Origin of the sequence: Nonomuraea sp. NPDC050394 (assembly GCF_044459065.1) — a bacterium.
GTDB lineage: Bacteria > Actinomycetota > Actinomycetes > Streptosporangiales > Streptosporangiaceae > Nonomuraea.
The window spans coordinates 124,493-138,786 of record NZ_JBITIO010000005.1 but is presented as its reverse complement, the minus strand read 5'-3'; the positions used below and the strand labels follow the sequence as shown (position 1 = coordinate 138,786).

Below are 14,294 nucleotides of genomic sequence, written 5' to 3'. Positions count from 1 at the left end.
GGGATCAGCAGCGGTGGGAGTGGTTTACGGCATCGACTTCGGCACGTCCAACTCCTCGATCATGGTGGGGCTGGCGGACGGGCGGGTCGTCGTGGTGCCCGATCCGGAGACGCCGGGCGCGGCCGAGATTCCGACGGCGGTGCTCGCGACCGGGGGCAGGCTGCACGTGGGCACGGCCGCGAAACGGCTCGGGCCCGCCTACATCCAGAACTACCGGACCGAGTTCAAGCGCGACTTCGGCGACGACGCGCCCGTCCACCTCGACGGCCGCCGCTACCACGTGCACGAGCTGGCCGCCGAGGTCCTGCGCTTCCTGCGCGCGCAGGCGCGGCGCGCGGCGCCGGGCGAGCCCGACGCGGTCGTCATCACCGTGCCGGTCAGCTGGGACGCCGGCAACCACGACCTGATGACGCAGGCCGCCCGGCTGGCCGGGTTCGACCCGGCGACGGTCACGCTCGTGTCCGAGCCGGTCGCGGGGGTACGCGGCGCGGTCACCGGGCAGCGCTTCTTCGACGAGCAGACGATCCTCCTCTACGACCTGGGCGGCGGCACCTTCGACTGCGCCCTGACCAAGGGCACCACGGACGCGGGCTTTCGCGACGTGGGCCGGCCGGGAGGCATCCCCACGCTGGGCGGGATCGACTTCGACCGGGAGATCCTCACCGCGATCAGGGAGCGCCACCCCGAGCAGGTGGACGAGCTGTTCGCCGACCCCGAGCCGGGCGTGGCCGTGCTGCGCAGGCGGCTCGGCCTCAGGGACACCTGCGAGAAGATCAAGCACGCGCTGTCGGAGCGGGAGGAGCATCAGGCGCTGCTGTCCGAGCTCGACCCTCCGGTCCTGTTCACGATGACGCGGGACGAACTGGGTGAACTCCTCGACAAGCCGCTGGCCGAGACCGTGGACGAGTGCGACCGGCTGCTCGGCGACCAGGAGCTGGCCTGGGACGACGTGACCAAGGTGATCCCGGTGGGCGGGAGCAGCCGGTTGCCGATGGTGCACGCGCAGATCTCGCGCCGCTCGGGGGTGACGGTGCTGAAGGTGGAGGAACCGGAACTGGCGGTGGTACGCGGCGCCGTACACCTCGCGATGGAGATACGGGACACACGGGTGGCCGAGGAGGAGGTGGCTCCGGTGACCGCGCCGGACGTGCCGCCGGTGCCGCCCACATCGCCCGCGTCCCGGCCGCGTGTGCCGAAGACGCGGGCGGTGGTCCCGGGGCACCTGGTCGTGCTCGGCTTCGTCTGCATGTTGAGCGCGGTCATCTACCTGACCGGCGCCCGCCTCAGCGGTGGCTGGCAGATCGTTCTGCTGATCGTCCTGTTCCTGCCGGTGCTGGCGACGGCGCTCGGGCTGGTCGGGGACGCGCTCGACCGGCGGGACCCCGAGCCGGGCCTGGTCATGGCGGGCGCCGCGGTGGTCGTGCCCACCGTAGCCGCGATCGTCGCGGAGCTCCGGCCCGCGACGGACGCGAACGTGGTCATGGTCGGCGGGGCGTTCCTCGCGGCCGTGACCTGCTGGTGGGGTGCGCGGCTCGTCCACGGCGTCGACAGGTCCAGCATGATCGTGGGCGGCGCCGGCATCGCGTTCGGCGGGGGCGGCTACTGGCTGGCCGACGGATCGGACGCCGTTGGATTGATGCTCGTCGGCGGGGTGATGGGCTTGCTCGTGGCTATGTCCGGGACGGGCGGCGATAGCCGTAGGTCTCGTGGGTCTTCTTGAAGCCGAGCGCGGCGTAGAGCCTCCTGGCCGGGACGTTGTCCGCGTTGTGGTTGACGGTGACGGTGGTCAGGCCGAGGGCGCGCATCCGGTGCATGGCGTGCAGCATGGTCGCCCTGGCCAGGCCCAGGCGGTGGTAGTCGGCGTGGGTGCCGACCGGTTCGAAGTGGCCGATGGCGTTGCGCCGGTCGACCCAGTACACGAGGAACGAGGCGATCCGGCCCTCCGGCGACTCGGCGACGATCTCGCGCTCGACGTCGTAGCCGGGCTTGAGCATGACCTCGTCGCGGTACTGCGCGCCGGTCCACTCTGAGTCGAAGGCGCTGTTGCGGGCGCGGGCCAGCTCATCGGCGTCGGCCAGCCGGGCGGCGCGCAGCGTGAAGCCCGCGGGCGGGCTCGGCGCGGGCAGGTCGGTGAGTGCGGCCTCGTTGACGTCGTCCCAGGTACGGAACCGGGTGAAGCCCAGGCGCTCCAGCACCTCGATCCTGGCCGTGTCGCAGTCGAAGACATCGGTCAGCACCTCGTCCTCGCCCCGGCCGGTGGTCTCGCAGGCGGCCTCGATCATGTCGGCCTCGGCCTGGCTGCCGCGCAGGTCCGGGGCGGTGAAGACGTCGAAGGCGTTCTCGAAGCGGGTGTTGACCGTCAGGCCGGCCAGGCGGCCGCCGTCCTCCCAGACGTGCACGACCTCTCCGGTCGGGCGGCGGCCCCTGATGTTCTCGTAGATGCGGTGCGGCAGCTCACCGATGTGGTCATAGGCGCAGCGGCCGGCGCCGGCGATCCACTCCGCGACGGTCTCCTGGATCCAGGGCAGGTCGGCGTCCGTGTACGGGCGCATGGTCAGCATCCGCCCATTGTCGTTGACGTCGCCGAGGGCGGGGATCATGCTATGTATTGGAAAGGCGTTTCACTATGCGAAACATGCAGCTCTCGATCGCCGGTGGCGTGCGTGAGTTCGCCGCGGCGACGCCTGCCGCCGTCGCAGTGATCGACGGCGGGCGGGAGCTGACCTTCCGCGCTCTGGACGACCGGTCGAGCAGGCTGGCCAACGCCCTGCTCAGGGCCGGGTTACGCACCGGCGAACGGGTCGCGGTGCTGATGGGCAACCGGCTGGAGTATCCGGAGGTGGCCGCGGGGATCGCCAAGGCCGGGCTGGTCATGGTGCCGATGAATCCCCGGCAGACGGCCGCGGAGAGCGCGTACATCCTCGGCCATTCGCAGGCTCGCGCCATCGTGCTCGACGAGGCCTTCGCCGGGGCCGTGGACCGGTTGCCGCGGACCGTTCTGTCGCTCGGCCCGTCCTACGAGGCGGTGCTCGCCACCTCGCCGGGCACCGACCCGCGGGTGGAGGTGGACGAGCGGGAGCCGTTCTGCGTCGCCTACACCTCGGGCACCACGGGGCGGCCCAAAGGCGTGGTCATCAGCCACCGCTCGCGGGCCCTCACCTTCTACGCCGCCGCCCTGGAGTGGGGGCTCGGGCCGGGACGCAGGACGATCGCGGTCGCGCCCATGTACCACGGCGCGGGCTTCGCCTTCGGGTACGCGCCGGTCCACACGGGCGGGACCGTCGCGATGTTGCGCGCCTGGGACCCCGAGCGGCTCCTCGCCATGATCGCCGGGACGCGGGCCCAGTCGGTGTTCCTGGTCCCGGCGCACGCCCACATGCTGCGCGCGCACGGGCTCGGCGGGCACGACCTGTCCTCGCTGGACACGCTGTTCTTCAACGCCGCCGCGCTGCCGCGCACGCTCAAGGAGTGGGTGCTGGACGCCTTTCCCGGGGCCGGGGTGCACGAACTCTACGGCTCGACCGAGGCGGGCATCATCAGCGACTGCCGCCCCGCCGACGCCCGGCGCAAGGTCGGGTCCGTGGGGACGCCCTGGTTCATGACCGAGGTCAGGATCGTCGAGGGTGAGCTGTTCTCGCGCTCGCCGTACCTCATGAACGGCTATCTCGGCGACCCCGGCGCCACCGCGGCGTGCACCACCGCCGACGGCTTCATGACCAGCGGCGACCTCGTCGAGCGCGACGACGAGGGCTTCCTCTACATCGTCGACCGCAAGAAGGACCTGATCATCTCTGGCGGTGTCAACGTCGCGCCGCGCGAGGTCGAGGAGGCGCTGGCCGCCTTCCCCGGCGTGGCCGAGGCCGCCGTCGTCGGGCTGCCGGACGAGCGGTGGGGCGAGCGGGTGACGGCGTTCGTGGTCACGGTGCCGGGCGCGGCGGTCGAGGCGGCCCAGCTCGTCGAGCACTGCCGCCGGCGGCTGTCGGGCGCCAAGCTGCCGCGGCAGATCGAGTTCGTGCCCGCGCTGCCACGGAACGCGGCGGGCAAGATCCTCAAGCGCGAGCTGAAGGAGTGGCATGCGTCCCCACGTTGAAGTGATCCAAGAAGGCGACTACATCTGGCACGCGGCCGAACTCGTCGGCGGCGAGGGGCGGGCGAGCGAGCGGCGCCTGTCCGTGGACGAGGAGGACGGCTCGTCGTCGCTGCGCGTCGACTTCCACACCGGCTGGGGGCGCGGGCCGGGCGTGCATCACGCCGACAGCGAGTTCTACGTGCTCGAAGGCTCGATGACGTACGGCGGGCGGCACCTCGGCCAGGGCGGCTACGTGTACGCGCCGAAGGGGGTGCCGGTCGAGGCGATCACGTTCGCCGAGGGGACACGGATCCTCCACTATCGCGAGTACGGCGACGCCGGCTTCGACACCGGTGCCGCGCGCTGGGCGGAGGCCCGGGAGGACGTCATCGTGATGGACTCGGCGGCGATGGAGTGGGACGCGGTGCCGAACCCTGGCCCCATGCCCGGACTTTTCATTAAATACCTCCATGTGGACCCTTTGACGGGCTTCTACACCCGGCTGGTGCACGCGCAGGAGGGCTGGGCCGACCACCGGCTCGCTCACCATCCCTGCTACGAGGAGGCGTACACGCTTCAGGGGCACATGGAGTACAACTTCGGGACGCTCGACCTCGGCACATACTTCTTCCGGCCCGCCCGGGTGAAACATGGGCACTTCACCTCGATGGAGGGCGGAGCCACGTGGCTGCTGCGGTCGGACGGGGAGTTGTTCAACTGGTACACGCAGAACGAGTGGGTCCGATGGGGCGGTGAGGCGCTCAACTACGGTCCCGCCGGGCGGTGGTCGCAGTCCAGCCACGATCTGGGGGTGGGACGGCGGGCCGAGGAAGAACTGGCGATGTTGCGGGCGTCGCTGGACTATTCACGGCAGACGGGCTCCACGGACGCCGGCTACGTCCCGCACGGCCAGGGAACGGACCACAGCCTGCTCGCCATCGCCAAGGCCCGCGACGCCGCCCGCCTCCAGGGCGGCCACACCCATCACTCCCACGCCACCGGCCCTGAGCACGCGGAACCTCACGATGAGGACCCCCACCACGTGGGTGCGGCGGCCTTGGACTGGGGCGCGGATCCCGCCTCGCTGGAGCATCCGGACGAACGCACCGACGCGGGCGCGCACAACTGGGGCACCGGGCGGGCGTGGAAGCCGGGCGACCCCATCCCGGCGCCGATCGTCTCCAGCCTGCCCGTCCGCTCCCGCTCCCGAGGCCGCTGGGACGGCGACGGAATGTAGCGGAGCCCACCGAACCGGGGATGATGAACCGATTCGGTCGGGCGCACGGGTGGAGTGAAGAGCATGTACCGCTGGCAGGTCATGAACAGGATCGCCGAACGCCGCATCGTCGGCATCGTCCGCGCCATCAACGCCGAGACGGCGGTACAGGCCGCCCTCACCACCGTGGACGCCGGCCTGGACGTCGTCGAGGTGTCCCTGACCACGCCGGGCGCCGTCGACGCCATCGCCGAGATCGTCCGCTCCCGCCCGGACGCGGTGATCGGCGCCGGCACCGTCCTGGACGAACCCACCGCCCGCCTCGCCGCCCTGGCCGGCGCCCGCTTCCTGGTCTCCCCGTCGTTGCACCGGCAGGTCCTGTCCACCGGTCATCGGTACGGCCTGGCCGTACTGCCTGGCGTGGCCACGGCGACGGAGATCGTGACCGCGTTGGAGTCGGGGGCCGACGCCGTGAAGCTGTTCCCCGCCCGCGCCTCCTCCCCCGACGTCCTGCGCGACCTCCTCCAGGCCCTCCCGCAGGCCCCGGTGGTCCCGACCGGCGGCATCACCGTGGAAAACGCCCCGGCCTGGATCGCCGCCGGCGCGGTGGCCTGCGGCATAGGCAGCGCCATAACCTCCGGCGACACCACCACCGTCAAGACCCTCCTCACCACCCTCAACCCCACCCCATGACCCCACCTCCTCCCCCCAGCCCGCCCCCAAGCCCACACCCCACGCCCCACGCCCACTCGCGCTTCTGTGCCCCTCGCCTTGTGGCGGCAAGTCGGGGACCGGAGGGCCAGCGGGCCGGGAGTCGAGACCCTCGCGTGGCGGGCCCCGGGGCGGTGCCGGGCCCTGGACCGGAGGCCGACGGCACGGGAGCCAGGGCCCCTCAGGTTGCGGGCCCGAGGGGATCGGGGGCCGGGGTCGCAGGGCCCTCGGGTTGCGGGCCCCGAGGGGTCAGGGGGCGGGAGCCGGGGTCGCAGGGCAGCGAGGGCGAGGGGGTGGCTGGACGGTCAGGGAAGGTGGAAGGTGTGCGAGGCCGGGCAAGCCGGTGTTGGGTGGGTGGCATGGCTGATGAGAGGTGGGATGGGTGATGGGTGGGCGGCTTGAGGGAGAGGTGGTGCTGGTTACCGGGGGTGCTCGGGGGATCGGGGCGGCCGTGGTGGAGGTGGCCGCCAGAGAAGGGGCGCGGGTCGGGGTGGTGGATGTGCTGGCGGCCGAGCGGGGCTTTGCCGTACGGGCGGACATCACGTCGGGTGAGCAGGTGAGGTCGGCGGTCGCCGAGATCGCGCACGAGCTGGGGGCGATCTCCGTGCTGGTCAACAACGCGGGGCGCAATGCCTCCCACGACCCGGTCGAGATGACGGAGACCGAGTGGGACGAGGTGTTCGCGATCGACCTGAAGGCCGCGTGGATGATGTCGCAGGCTGTGCTGCCGGGGATGAAGGCGGCGGGGCGTGGGGCGATCGTCAACGTCGCGTCCATACACGCCCGGCTGACCACGCGCGGGATGTTTCCCTATGCGGCGGCCAAGTCGGGGCTGGTCGGGCTGACGCGGAGTCTCGCGCTGGAGGTCGGGCCGCACGGCGTGCGGGTCAACGCGGTCAGCCCCGGCTGGACCGCCACCCGGCTGGTGGAGGAGTACCTGGCCAAGCATCCCGATCCGGGCGAGCGGGCCAGGGTGGAGGGGCTGCATCCCATGGGGCGGATGGGGTCGCCGCACGAGGTGGCCGAGGTGGTCTGCTTTCTCGCCTCGGACGCGGCCGGCTTCGTCACGGGCGCGGAGTGGGCCGTCGACGGCGGGATGAGCGCTCGTTTCCCCTGAAATCGGGCCTGGAAAGGGCCCGGACTCCGGCGAGTCCGGGCCCCTTTCGTACAGGGACTATTCGGCGGTGGTCACCGCCACCGGCGCTACCGCGGCGACGCTGTGCTGCGGGATGCCGTTCAGGTTGTACGCGTACCGGGCGGTGGAGTCGGCGATGGCGTCGGCGTCCACGTCCAGGGCGGTCATGTTGATGTTGGAGATGGTGTCGCAGGCCAGGTGGTAGCAGACGTCATAGGCGACGCCCGCCTGCCCGCCGAACAGCGCGGCCTCGGCCGGGGTCTTGATGCCCTCGGCTCCGGTGAAGATGCCGCCGGACGGGATGCCGACCGCGATGAACGGTCCGTAGTCGGAGCGCCCGTCGAAGTCGGTGCCGACGGTGGCCAGGTTGCGGGACTTGAAGAACTTGCTGAGCTGCTTCTCGATGTGGGCGCTTCCGGGAGGCCCGGCGGGCGAGCCGGTGGCGTCGGAGTCGTCGCCGTCGTAGAGCTTGAAGGCGTAGTTGGGCGAGGCGACCATGTCGAAGTTCAGGTACACCCTGATGCGCTTGCGCTCGGCCGCGCTCAGCCGTTCGACGTACTGGTCGGAGCCGAGCAGCCCGATCTCCTCGCTGGTCCAGAAGGCGAAGCGGACCTTGTTCTTGACCGGGAAGTGCGCGAGCTGCAGCGCGGTCTCCAGGATGGCGGCGCTGCCGGAGCCGTTGTCGTTGATGCCGGGCCCGGCCTCGACGCTGTCGAGGTGCGCGCCGACCATGACGACGTTGCGCGGGTCGCCGCCGCGGGTCTCGGCGATGACGTTGTCACTCTTGCCGAGTGTGAGCGTGGCGTCGACCTTCAGGCGGACGGTGGCGCCGGGGGTGGAGGCCAGTTCGTTGCCCACGGCGAAGTCGGCGAAGACCATGGGCACGCCGCCACGCCACTCGCCGATGTCGAGGGGGTTGGCTTCGGTACGTCCGGGCTGGCCCTCGTTGAACACGATGATGCCGGAGGCGCCGGCCCGGCCGGCGTTGCGGATCTTCTGGGCGAAGGCGCAGGTGCCGCGCTGGATGAGGGCGATCCGGCCGGCGACGAAGCCGTTGAAGTCAGCCGGTTCGCAGCCGCTGGTGGAGCTGGGTGTCGGGGTGGGCGGCAGGGTGAGGTCGACGCCCTGGACCTGCGCGGTCACGTCGCCGGGAGGTGACGGCTGGAACGTGAAGAAGTCCTCGTTGGGCACGTAGGTCTTCTGGTTGGGCGCGGTCAGGTTGAGGGTGGGCGGGCTGTTCTCCACCCAGCCTTCGACGAAGTCGGTCGGCTGGAGCGTGACCTTGTAGCCGGCCTTACGCAGTTTGTTGGCCACGTAGTCGCGCGATGCCGGGTAACCGGGTGTGCCGGTGGCGCGGGTGCCGCCGTTGGCGGTGGCGATGGCCTGGAGTGCGTCGAGGTGCTTCTTGACGTTCGTGCCCTTGACCTTTTTCACCATCACTTTGGCGATGATGTCGTCCAAACCACCCCCGGCTTGGGCCGGGGTGGCAAGGGCCACCGGCAGGGTGATCACCGCGATGATCGCGGTGATCCCTCTGCGCAGGGAGGTACGCATACGGGACTCCTAGGTTTTGTCTGAGAATTTCCCCGATGGTGCGCGTCGCCCTCGGAACGTAACAGGTGATGATCGACCCGCCTAGGCACGGATTGTTACACCTTGAGGGTCGTAAAGAGGCGCGGTGTGATGCCGGACAGGGTGCCGGTTTCCCATAATTTCCACCACGAACTCGGAAGATGCGGCCACCTGCGCCGGAACGTAGGCACAGAAGATGTTCTCCCCCACCGTGTGTCCAAAACCGGCACTTTTCACAGGAGTCAACCTCCCGTCAGGAAGAAACAAGCAGTTCGCCACCATGCATGACGACGTCGCCACTGGCGGTGAACCACGACAGCCGCCGCGCGGGCCCCCGGTCACGGATCGTGCGCAGGGCGGGTCCGGCCAGCAGTTCGGGCTTGCCGGGCTTGGTGTGGAGGGCGAGACCCGCCTCGTCGGGGTTGTGGGTCACGGCGTCCGACGCTAACGGTTGCCTACCTTTCGGACAATCCCCACACCACCATGCGAGTTCTATCGCCGCGATAGACGTCTCTGCCGAACTCCACCGACCCCCTCGTGTGAAGGAGAGCCGCTCGGATCCCCCGTGCGAGGGAGGGGCGAGATCGCTCGCACCGGCGATCATTTTCGCGGCGCGAAATCCCAGGATTGAGGCATGAACCTGCGCACCGCGTACATCGCCACCCCGCTCCTCGTCCTCGCCTACGGCGTCATCCGCATCCTGGACGGCCTCGACGGCTCACGGGGTCCCGGGATCGCCTGGACGACCGGCCACCTGGCCTTCATCGCCGCCCTCGCCCTCTTTGTCCCGATTTTTCTGGACATGAGGCGCAGGCTGGGCGGCGGCGTCCTGCCCACCGTCACCGTCGTCGCCGGGATCGCCGGCATCGCCTGCGCCATGGCCCAGTTCGTCATCGACGTCGTCGTCGGCTTCATGGCCGCCGACAACGCCGGGATGGGCGTGCTGTTCGACCGCGTCCAGGAGGTGCCCGGCGTCGATCTGCTGGTCTACCAGGGCGGGCCGTTCCTCTTCTACATCGCCCAGTTCGTGCTGGTCACCCACCTGGCCGTCGTCAAGCAGGTCAAGTACTGGATCCCCGTGCTGGTCATGCTCGACTTCGTGCTGCCCCTGATGAACAAGGACCTCATGCCGCTGGGCGCCCTGTGCCTGCTGGTGTCGTTCATCCCCCTGGCCCGCACCGCCGCCACGCCGGTCCAGGGCCGCCACATCCTCGCCGCCTGACGCGGTCTACCCTTGGTGGGACATGAACCTCGAACAGTGGATCGCCGACTATGTCCGGGCGTGGAACACCAACGACCCGGCCGACATAGCCGCGCTCTTCACCGAGGACGCGTCCTACTACACCGAACCCCACGCACAGCCATGGCACGGCCGCGACGCGATCGTGGCCGGCTGGCTCGCCAACCAGGACGAGCCCGGCCAGACCTCCTTCACCTGGCAACCGCTGACGGTGACCGGAGACCTGGCGATCGTGCGGGGCACGACGGTGTATCCGGACCGGACGTTCAGCAACCTCTGGGTGATCAGATTCGGCCAGGACGGCCGATGCCGGGAATTCACCGAATGGTGGATGGAACACCACCCCAGATGATGCAATGAGCCTCTGCCGCCACCATGCCGAGGAGCCCCGTTGACTGACAACATCGACCTCGCCGCCAGTGCCCAGGAACTCGCCGACAACGCGCCCGCCGGTTCGGTGAGCCGCGCGGCGGCCTCGTCCGTGGCCATCACGCTGGCCACGACCCGCGACACGAACCACGCCAGAAACACCCTCGACGGCCTGGCCCCCGCAGAGGTACGGCAGGCCGCCCTGGACCTCTTCGAACGCCTCGTCACCAGATAGCCCCCGCCGGTCACCCCCGGGAACAGGGGGCTCCCGGAAAGGACCCATCACCGACAGAACGCGAAAAGGCCCGCCAGAGACGAAAAGATCGCCCTGAACGGGCCGGACAAGCCACCACACGCAGACAGACGGCCACAAACCGGGGTCGGGCAGGCCGCCACACGCTGACAGACCCCCGCAAACCGGGGCGGATAACCTTCGCACGCGGACAGACCACCCCCACCGCAGGAAACGGTCAGGAGCCGAGCCGCCCGACGATCAGTGCGACCTGCTCGGCGTACCGCTCCCCGAACTCCGCGGAGCCCGGGTCGAGCCCGGTGGCCGCCTGGACGAGCTGCGGGAAGGACACCCCCGCCGCCGCCATGGCGAAGCAGGCCACCAGCAACATCCCCGGATCCACGTCCCCGGGAAACTCCCCCTCGCTCTGCCGCCTGCCCAGCTCGGTCACGTTGCGCCGCACGTCCTCGACGAAGGCGGGATCGGCGGGCACCCCCTCGGTGAGCCCTTCCCAGACCATGAGCTTCCCCAGCTCGCGATGGGCGGAGTTGGCCCTGGCATAGCCGGCGACGAGCGACGCCAGAGAAACCGCCTGATCGGCGAACGCGCTCTCCTCCGCCTGCCACCGCCCGGTGAGCTCCCGGTAGAGCCCCTCCTTCCCCCCGAAGTAGTACGAGATCAGCTGCTTGTTGACTCCGGCGCGCGCGGCGATCTCACTCACCCTGGCCCCGGCGAACCCCTTGGCGGCGAATTCCGTCAGGGCCGCGTCGAGGATGCGCGCCCTGGTGCGCTCGGGGTCGCGCTGCTTCTCCTCCGGTGCACGTCTCATAGAGCGCACACTATCATCCATCCGTTTGGTTGACAGAATCATCCGAACGGATAATAGTGAGCGGCATGACGACGAAGAAGCATGTGGCGATCATCGGCGGCGGCATCGGCGGGCTCTGCCTGGCCCAGGGGCTGCACAAGGCCGGAGTCCAGGTCACCGTCTACGAACGGGACCGCACACCCGCCGCCCGCCTCCAGGGCTACCGGGTGCACATCGACCCGCACGGCGCCCGCGCCCTGCACGACTGCCTGCCGCCCGAGCTGTGGCGGGCCTTCCTCGACACCACCGGCACCAGCGGCCAGGACTTCGGCTTCCTGACCGAGCGGCTCGACGTGCTGGCGCTGATCGAGACGCCCAAGGCCGCCGACCCCGCCGACGACCATCACTCGGTCAGCCGCATCACGCTCCGGCAGGTCCTGCTGGCGGGCCTGGAGGACGTGGTGCGCTTCGGCAAGTCCTTCGAGCGCTACGAACGGCTGCCCGACGGCCGGGTCCGCCTGCACTTCGCCGACGGCGACACGGCCGTGGCCGACATCGTGGTGGCGGCCGACGGCGGCAACTCACGGGTGCGCAAGCAGTACCTTCCGCACGCGGAACGCGTCGACACCGGCATCACCACGGTGGCCGGGAAGTTCCTGCTGACCGACGAGACCCGCGGCCTGCTCGCCCGGCGGCTCACCGACGGCCCGAACAACGTCATCCCGCCGCAGGGCATCGGCCTGTTCTGCGCCCCGCACGACCTCGACGGCACCGCCCCGGCCGAGGGCATCGGCGCCACCGAGCAGGACGGCGCGCTCATGGACAACGCCGCGAGCTACATCCTGTGGGCCGTCGGCGCCGCCGAAGGCCGCTTCCCCGCCGACGTCGCCGACCTGCCGGGCGAGGAGCTCCGGGCCGCGGTCAGCGACATGATCTCCGGATGGCACCCCGACCTGCGCACCATGGTCGAACGTTCCCACCCCGACACCGTCTCCCTGCTGCCGATCCGCACCTCGATCCCGGTCGAGGCCTGGCCGGCGAGCAACATCACCCTGCTCGGCGACGCCATCCACAGCATGACCCCGATGCGCGGCATCGGCGCCAACACCGCGCTGCGCGACGCCCGCCTGCTCTGCCTCGCGCTGACCGGCGACGGCGACGAACTCGCCGCCATCGCCGCGTACGAGGAGCGGATGCGCGGGTACGGCTTCGCCGCCGTGCGCGACTCGCTCAAGGCGGCCAAGCAGTTCGTCGGCGGCAACCGCCTGGCCAGAACCGGATTCAAGACCTTCCTGCGCACGGTCCAGCGCTTCCCCACGCTGAAGTCCCGCGTATTCTCCTGAAGCCGCAAGGGAAAGCGATCCCGCACATCGGGTGATACTCAGCATGGCAGCCACTCACGTCGAAAAACCTCCCGAGGCGTCACTCGACGACTTCGACGCGGTCTTCGACACCTACTTCCCCGAGATACACCGCTACGTGGCCCAGCGGCTCGGCCCCGACCACGCCGACGACGTGGTCGCCGAGACCTTCCTGACCGCCTTCCGCAAGCGGGCCCGCTTCGACCCGGGCCGGGCGGCCCTGCGCTCCTGGCTGTACGGCATCGCCACCAACCTGGTCGGCAAGCACCGCCGTACCGAAGTCAGAGCCCTTCGCGCCATGAACCGTCACGGCGCCGCGCCCGACCTCCCCGGCCATGAGGAGCGCGTGACCGCCTCGGTCAGCGCCCAGAGCCTGCGGCCCGCGCTCGCGGCGGCCATCGCCGCGCTCGGCAGGGGCGAGCGCGACGTCCTGCTGCTGGTCGCGCTGGCCGGGCTCACCCACCAGGAGGTCGCCGACGCGCTCGGCGTCTCCTACGGCACGGTCGGCTCGCGGCTGAGCCGTGCCCGCACCAAGCTCCGCGCCGTGCTGGGCGGCGCCAACCCGATGGAGGGCGACCATGGATGACCTGACGCGGGTGCGCGAACTGTACGGCGAGCCGCCCCGCGACCCGTTCGCCAAGGCCAGGGTGGCCGCGCGCCTGCGGGCGGGGGCCCGGCGCAGGTTTCCCTGGAAGTTCGGGCTGGCGGCGCTCGCGGTCGCCACCGGCGCGGTCGTCGTGGCACCGGGCATGCTGCCCGCCGAACCCGGCAAGGCGCCGACGGTGCTCGGACAGCCGGTGCTGCTGGCCGCCGCCGCGCAGGCGGAGAAGGCGCCCGACGGCCGGTACTGGCACGTCAAGCAGAAGTTCACGATGCGCTGGGCCAAGGAGTACGGCAAGCCGGGCAGCCGCTACCGCCTGGAGACCTCGAGCATCTACGAGACCTGGACCGACAAAAAGGGACAGACCTGGCACGGCTCCATCAGGCTGCCCGTCCGGCCGACCGACGAGGCGGCGTGGAAGGAGAACGGCTCCCCCACCTCATGGGGCTTCCCCCGGCCGGACAAGCCCACCCTGCTCAAGGGCAAGGGCCCGCGGACGTTCTACATCGCGGAAGGCAGGGTGAGCTTCGCCGAGCTGGAGAAACTGCCCACCGACCCGCGCCAGCTCACCACGTGGATGAACGAGCGTCTCCTGGCCAACCTCAACCGGCCGGCCGCCGGGCAGCCGCCCGCGAACATCACCCGGGTCGAGGACGGCTCCACAGCAGCCATGCTGGTGTCGCTGCTCTACCAGTTCCCGGTCTCGCCCGACGTCCGCGCCGCCGCCTACCGTGCGCTGGCCGGCATGCCGACGGTGAAGATCGTCGAAGGCGCCGGGAACGAGGGGACCACGATCGGCTTCCTCCTCCAGGAAGGCCGGCCCACCCAGGCCCGGGTGATCATCGACCCGGAGACCTCGATGGTGAAGTCGTACCAGATCACCGGCATGCCGGGCAAGGGCGACCGGATCGAGACCATACTGGCCTCCGGCTGGACCGACGAGAAGCCGGCGCCGCCGACGGTTGAGTAAGGGGTACTCA

16 protein-coding genes are annotated in these 14,294 nt (G+C 70.5%); 11 read left to right on the top strand and 5 right to left on the bottom strand.

Annotated elements, in window-relative coordinates; translation table 11 throughout:
- The first annotated feature begins 13 nt into the window (after positions 1 to 13).
- Positions 14 to 1,720 carry an Hsp70 family protein gene (locus ACIBKY_RS21540; protein ID WP_397098657.1) on the top strand — a complete coding sequence of 569 codons (1,707 nt, stop codon included), beginning with the start codon at positions 14 to 16 and terminating at the stop codon, positions 1,718 to 1,720.
- Here ACIBKY_RS21540 and ACIBKY_RS21535 read toward each other — a convergent pair.
- Complete coding sequence (locus ACIBKY_RS21535) at positions 1,671 to 2,600, bottom strand: GNAT family N-acetyltransferase (RefSeq protein ID WP_397098655.1); 930 nt, start codon at positions 2,598 to 2,600, stop codon at positions 1,671 to 1,673. The two genes, ACIBKY_RS21540 and ACIBKY_RS21535, sit on opposite strands and share 50 nt — an antisense overlap.
- A 35-nt stretch (positions 2,601 to 2,635) precedes the next feature.
- Here ACIBKY_RS21535 and ACIBKY_RS21530 point away from each other — a divergent pair, with 35 nt between their 5' ends.
- The 4 genes from ACIBKY_RS21530 to ACIBKY_RS21515 all read left to right on the top strand — a co-directional run bounded on the left by ACIBKY_RS21530 (position 2,636) and on the right by ACIBKY_RS21515 (position 7,113).
- Positions 2,636 to 4,090 carry a class I adenylate-forming enzyme family protein gene (locus ACIBKY_RS21530; protein WP_397098653.1) on the top strand — a complete coding sequence of 485 codons (1,455 nt, stop codon included), beginning with the start codon at positions 2,636 to 2,638 and terminating at the stop codon, positions 4,088 to 4,090.
- Positions 4,074 to 5,306 (top strand): DUF4437 domain-containing protein, encoded by a 1,233-nt coding sequence (locus ACIBKY_RS21525; RefSeq protein ID WP_397098652.1) that lies wholly within the window; start codon positions 4,074 to 4,076, stop codon positions 5,304 to 5,306. The genes ACIBKY_RS21530 and ACIBKY_RS21525 overlap by 17 nt, the downstream gene beginning before the upstream one ends.
- Before the next feature lie 63 nt (positions 5,307 to 5,369).
- Positions 5,370 to 5,978, top strand: a complete 609-nt coding sequence (locus tag ACIBKY_RS21520; RefSeq protein WP_397098650.1) for a bifunctional 4-hydroxy-2-oxoglutarate aldolase/2-dehydro-3-deoxy-phosphogluconate aldolase — start codon at positions 5,370 to 5,372, stop codon at positions 5,976 to 5,978.
- Between the two features lie 430 nt (positions 5,979 to 6,408).
- Entirely contained in the window at positions 6,409 to 7,113 is a 705-nt protein-coding gene (locus ACIBKY_RS21515; protein WP_397098649.1) for an SDR family NAD(P)-dependent oxidoreductase, read from the top strand.
- 57 nt (positions 7,114 to 7,170) lie between these two features.
- Here the strand turns inward: ACIBKY_RS21515 and ACIBKY_RS21510 are convergent, their stop codons facing one another.
- The 3 genes from ACIBKY_RS21510 to ACIBKY_RS21500 form a co-directional block, all read right to left on the bottom strand.
- On the bottom strand, positions 7,171 to 8,685 hold the full coding sequence (locus tag ACIBKY_RS21510; RefSeq protein WP_397098647.1) for a M28 family peptidase: 1,515 nt from the start codon (positions 8,683 to 8,685) through the stop codon (positions 7,171 to 7,173).
- Between the two features lie 81 nt (positions 8,686 to 8,766).
- Positions 8,767 to 8,985, bottom strand: a complete 219-nt coding sequence (locus ACIBKY_RS21505) for a glycine cleavage T C-terminal barrel domain-containing protein (protein WP_397098645.1) — start codon at positions 8,983 to 8,985, stop codon at positions 8,767 to 8,769.
- The gene (locus ACIBKY_RS21500; protein WP_397098643.1) at positions 8,957 to 9,136 is read right to left on the bottom strand and encodes a hypothetical protein; all 180 of its coding nucleotides are present in this window, start codon (positions 9,134 to 9,136) and stop codon (positions 8,957 to 8,959) included. The genes ACIBKY_RS21505 and ACIBKY_RS21500 overlap by 29 nt, the downstream gene beginning before the upstream one ends.
- Before the next feature lie 201 nt (positions 9,137 to 9,337).
- Here ACIBKY_RS21500 and ACIBKY_RS21495 point away from each other — a divergent pair, with 201 nt between their 5' ends.
- Genes ACIBKY_RS21495 through ACIBKY_RS21485 form a run of 3 tightly spaced genes read left to right on the top strand, consistent with a single transcriptional unit; the run spans position 9,338 to position 10,547 of the window.
- Positions 9,338 to 9,925: a hypothetical protein gene (locus ACIBKY_RS21495; RefSeq protein ID WP_397098642.1), complete on the top strand. Its 588-nt coding sequence runs from the start codon at positions 9,338 to 9,340 to the stop codon at positions 9,923 to 9,925.
- A 22-nt stretch (positions 9,926 to 9,947) separates the two neighbouring features.
- Positions 9,948 to 10,295 (top strand): YybH family protein, encoded by a 348-nt coding sequence (locus tag ACIBKY_RS21490; protein WP_397098640.1) that lies wholly within the window; start codon positions 9,948 to 9,950, stop codon positions 10,293 to 10,295.
- Between the two features lie 39 nt (positions 10,296 to 10,334).
- Entirely contained in the window at positions 10,335 to 10,547 is a 213-nt protein-coding gene (locus ACIBKY_RS21485; protein ID WP_397098639.1) for a hypothetical protein, read from the top strand.
- A 235-nt stretch (positions 10,548 to 10,782) separates the two neighbouring features.
- Here the strand turns inward: ACIBKY_RS21485 and ACIBKY_RS21480 are convergent, their stop codons facing one another.
- Complete coding sequence (locus ACIBKY_RS21480) at positions 10,783 to 11,373, bottom strand: TetR/AcrR family transcriptional regulator (protein WP_397098637.1); 591 nt, start codon at positions 11,371 to 11,373, stop codon at positions 10,783 to 10,785.
- Positions 11,374 to 11,438: 65 nt separating this feature from the next.
- On the opposite strand from ACIBKY_RS21480, the gene ACIBKY_RS21475 reads away from it, so the two are divergent.
- Genes ACIBKY_RS21475 through ACIBKY_RS21465 form a run of 3 tightly spaced genes read left to right on the top strand, consistent with a single transcriptional unit; the run spans position 11,439 to position 14,284 of the window.
- A complete protein-coding gene (locus ACIBKY_RS21475; protein ID WP_397098635.1) occupies positions 11,439 to 12,695 on the top strand; it encodes an FAD-dependent oxidoreductase in 1,257 nt (418 codons plus the stop codon).
- A gap of 43 nt (positions 12,696 to 12,738) precedes the next feature.
- Complete coding sequence (locus ACIBKY_RS21470; RefSeq protein WP_397098633.1) at positions 12,739 to 13,299, top strand: RNA polymerase sigma factor; 561 nt, start codon at positions 12,739 to 12,741, stop codon at positions 13,297 to 13,299.
- The gene (locus ACIBKY_RS21465; RefSeq protein ID WP_397098631.1) at positions 13,292 to 14,284 is read left to right on the top strand and encodes a CU044_5270 family protein; all 993 of its coding nucleotides are present in this window, start codon (positions 13,292 to 13,294) and stop codon (positions 14,282 to 14,284) included. The genes ACIBKY_RS21470 and ACIBKY_RS21465 overlap by 8 nt, the downstream gene beginning before the upstream one ends.
- Positions 14,285 to 14,294: the final 10 nt, after the last annotated feature.

Coding starts and splice junctions, on each gene's coding strand:
- ACIBKY_RS21470 (WP_397098633.1), top strand. CDS start 12,739: ATGGCAGCCACTCACGTCGAAAAACCTCCCGAGGCGTCACTCGACGAC.
- ACIBKY_RS21465 (WP_397098631.1), top strand. CDS start 13,292: ATGGATGACCTGACGCGGGTGCGCGAACTGTACGGCGAGCCGCCCCGC.
- ACIBKY_RS21490 (WP_397098640.1), top strand. CDS start 9,948: ATGAACCTCGAACAGTGGATCGCCGACTATGTCCGGGCGTGGAACACC.
- ACIBKY_RS21505 (WP_397098645.1), bottom strand. CDS start 8,985: ATGGTGGCGAACTGCTTGTTTCTTCCTGACGGGAGGTTGACTCCTGTG.
- ACIBKY_RS21530 (WP_397098653.1), top strand. CDS start 2,636: ATGCAGCTCTCGATCGCCGGTGGCGTGCGTGAGTTCGCCGCGGCGACG.
- ACIBKY_RS21475 (WP_397098635.1), top strand. CDS start 11,439: ATGACGACGAAGAAGCATGTGGCGATCATCGGCGGCGGCATCGGCGGG.
- ACIBKY_RS21520 (WP_397098650.1), top strand. CDS start 5,370: ATGTACCGCTGGCAGGTCATGAACAGGATCGCCGAACGCCGCATCGTC.
- ACIBKY_RS21535 (WP_397098655.1), bottom strand. CDS start 2,600: ATGATCCCCGCCCTCGGCGACGTCAACGACAATGGGCGGATGCTGACC.
- ACIBKY_RS21510 (WP_397098647.1), bottom strand. CDS start 8,685: ATGCGTACCTCCCTGCGCAGAGGGATCACCGCGATCATCGCGGTGATC.
- ACIBKY_RS21480 (WP_397098637.1), bottom strand. CDS start 11,373: ATGAGACGTGCACCGGAGGAGAAGCAGCGCGACCCCGAGCGCACCAGG.
- ACIBKY_RS21495 (WP_397098642.1), top strand. CDS start 9,338: ATGAACCTGCGCACCGCGTACATCGCCACCCCGCTCCTCGTCCTCGCC.
- ACIBKY_RS21525 (WP_397098652.1), top strand. CDS start 4,074: ATGCGTCCCCACGTTGAAGTGATCCAAGAAGGCGACTACATCTGGCAC.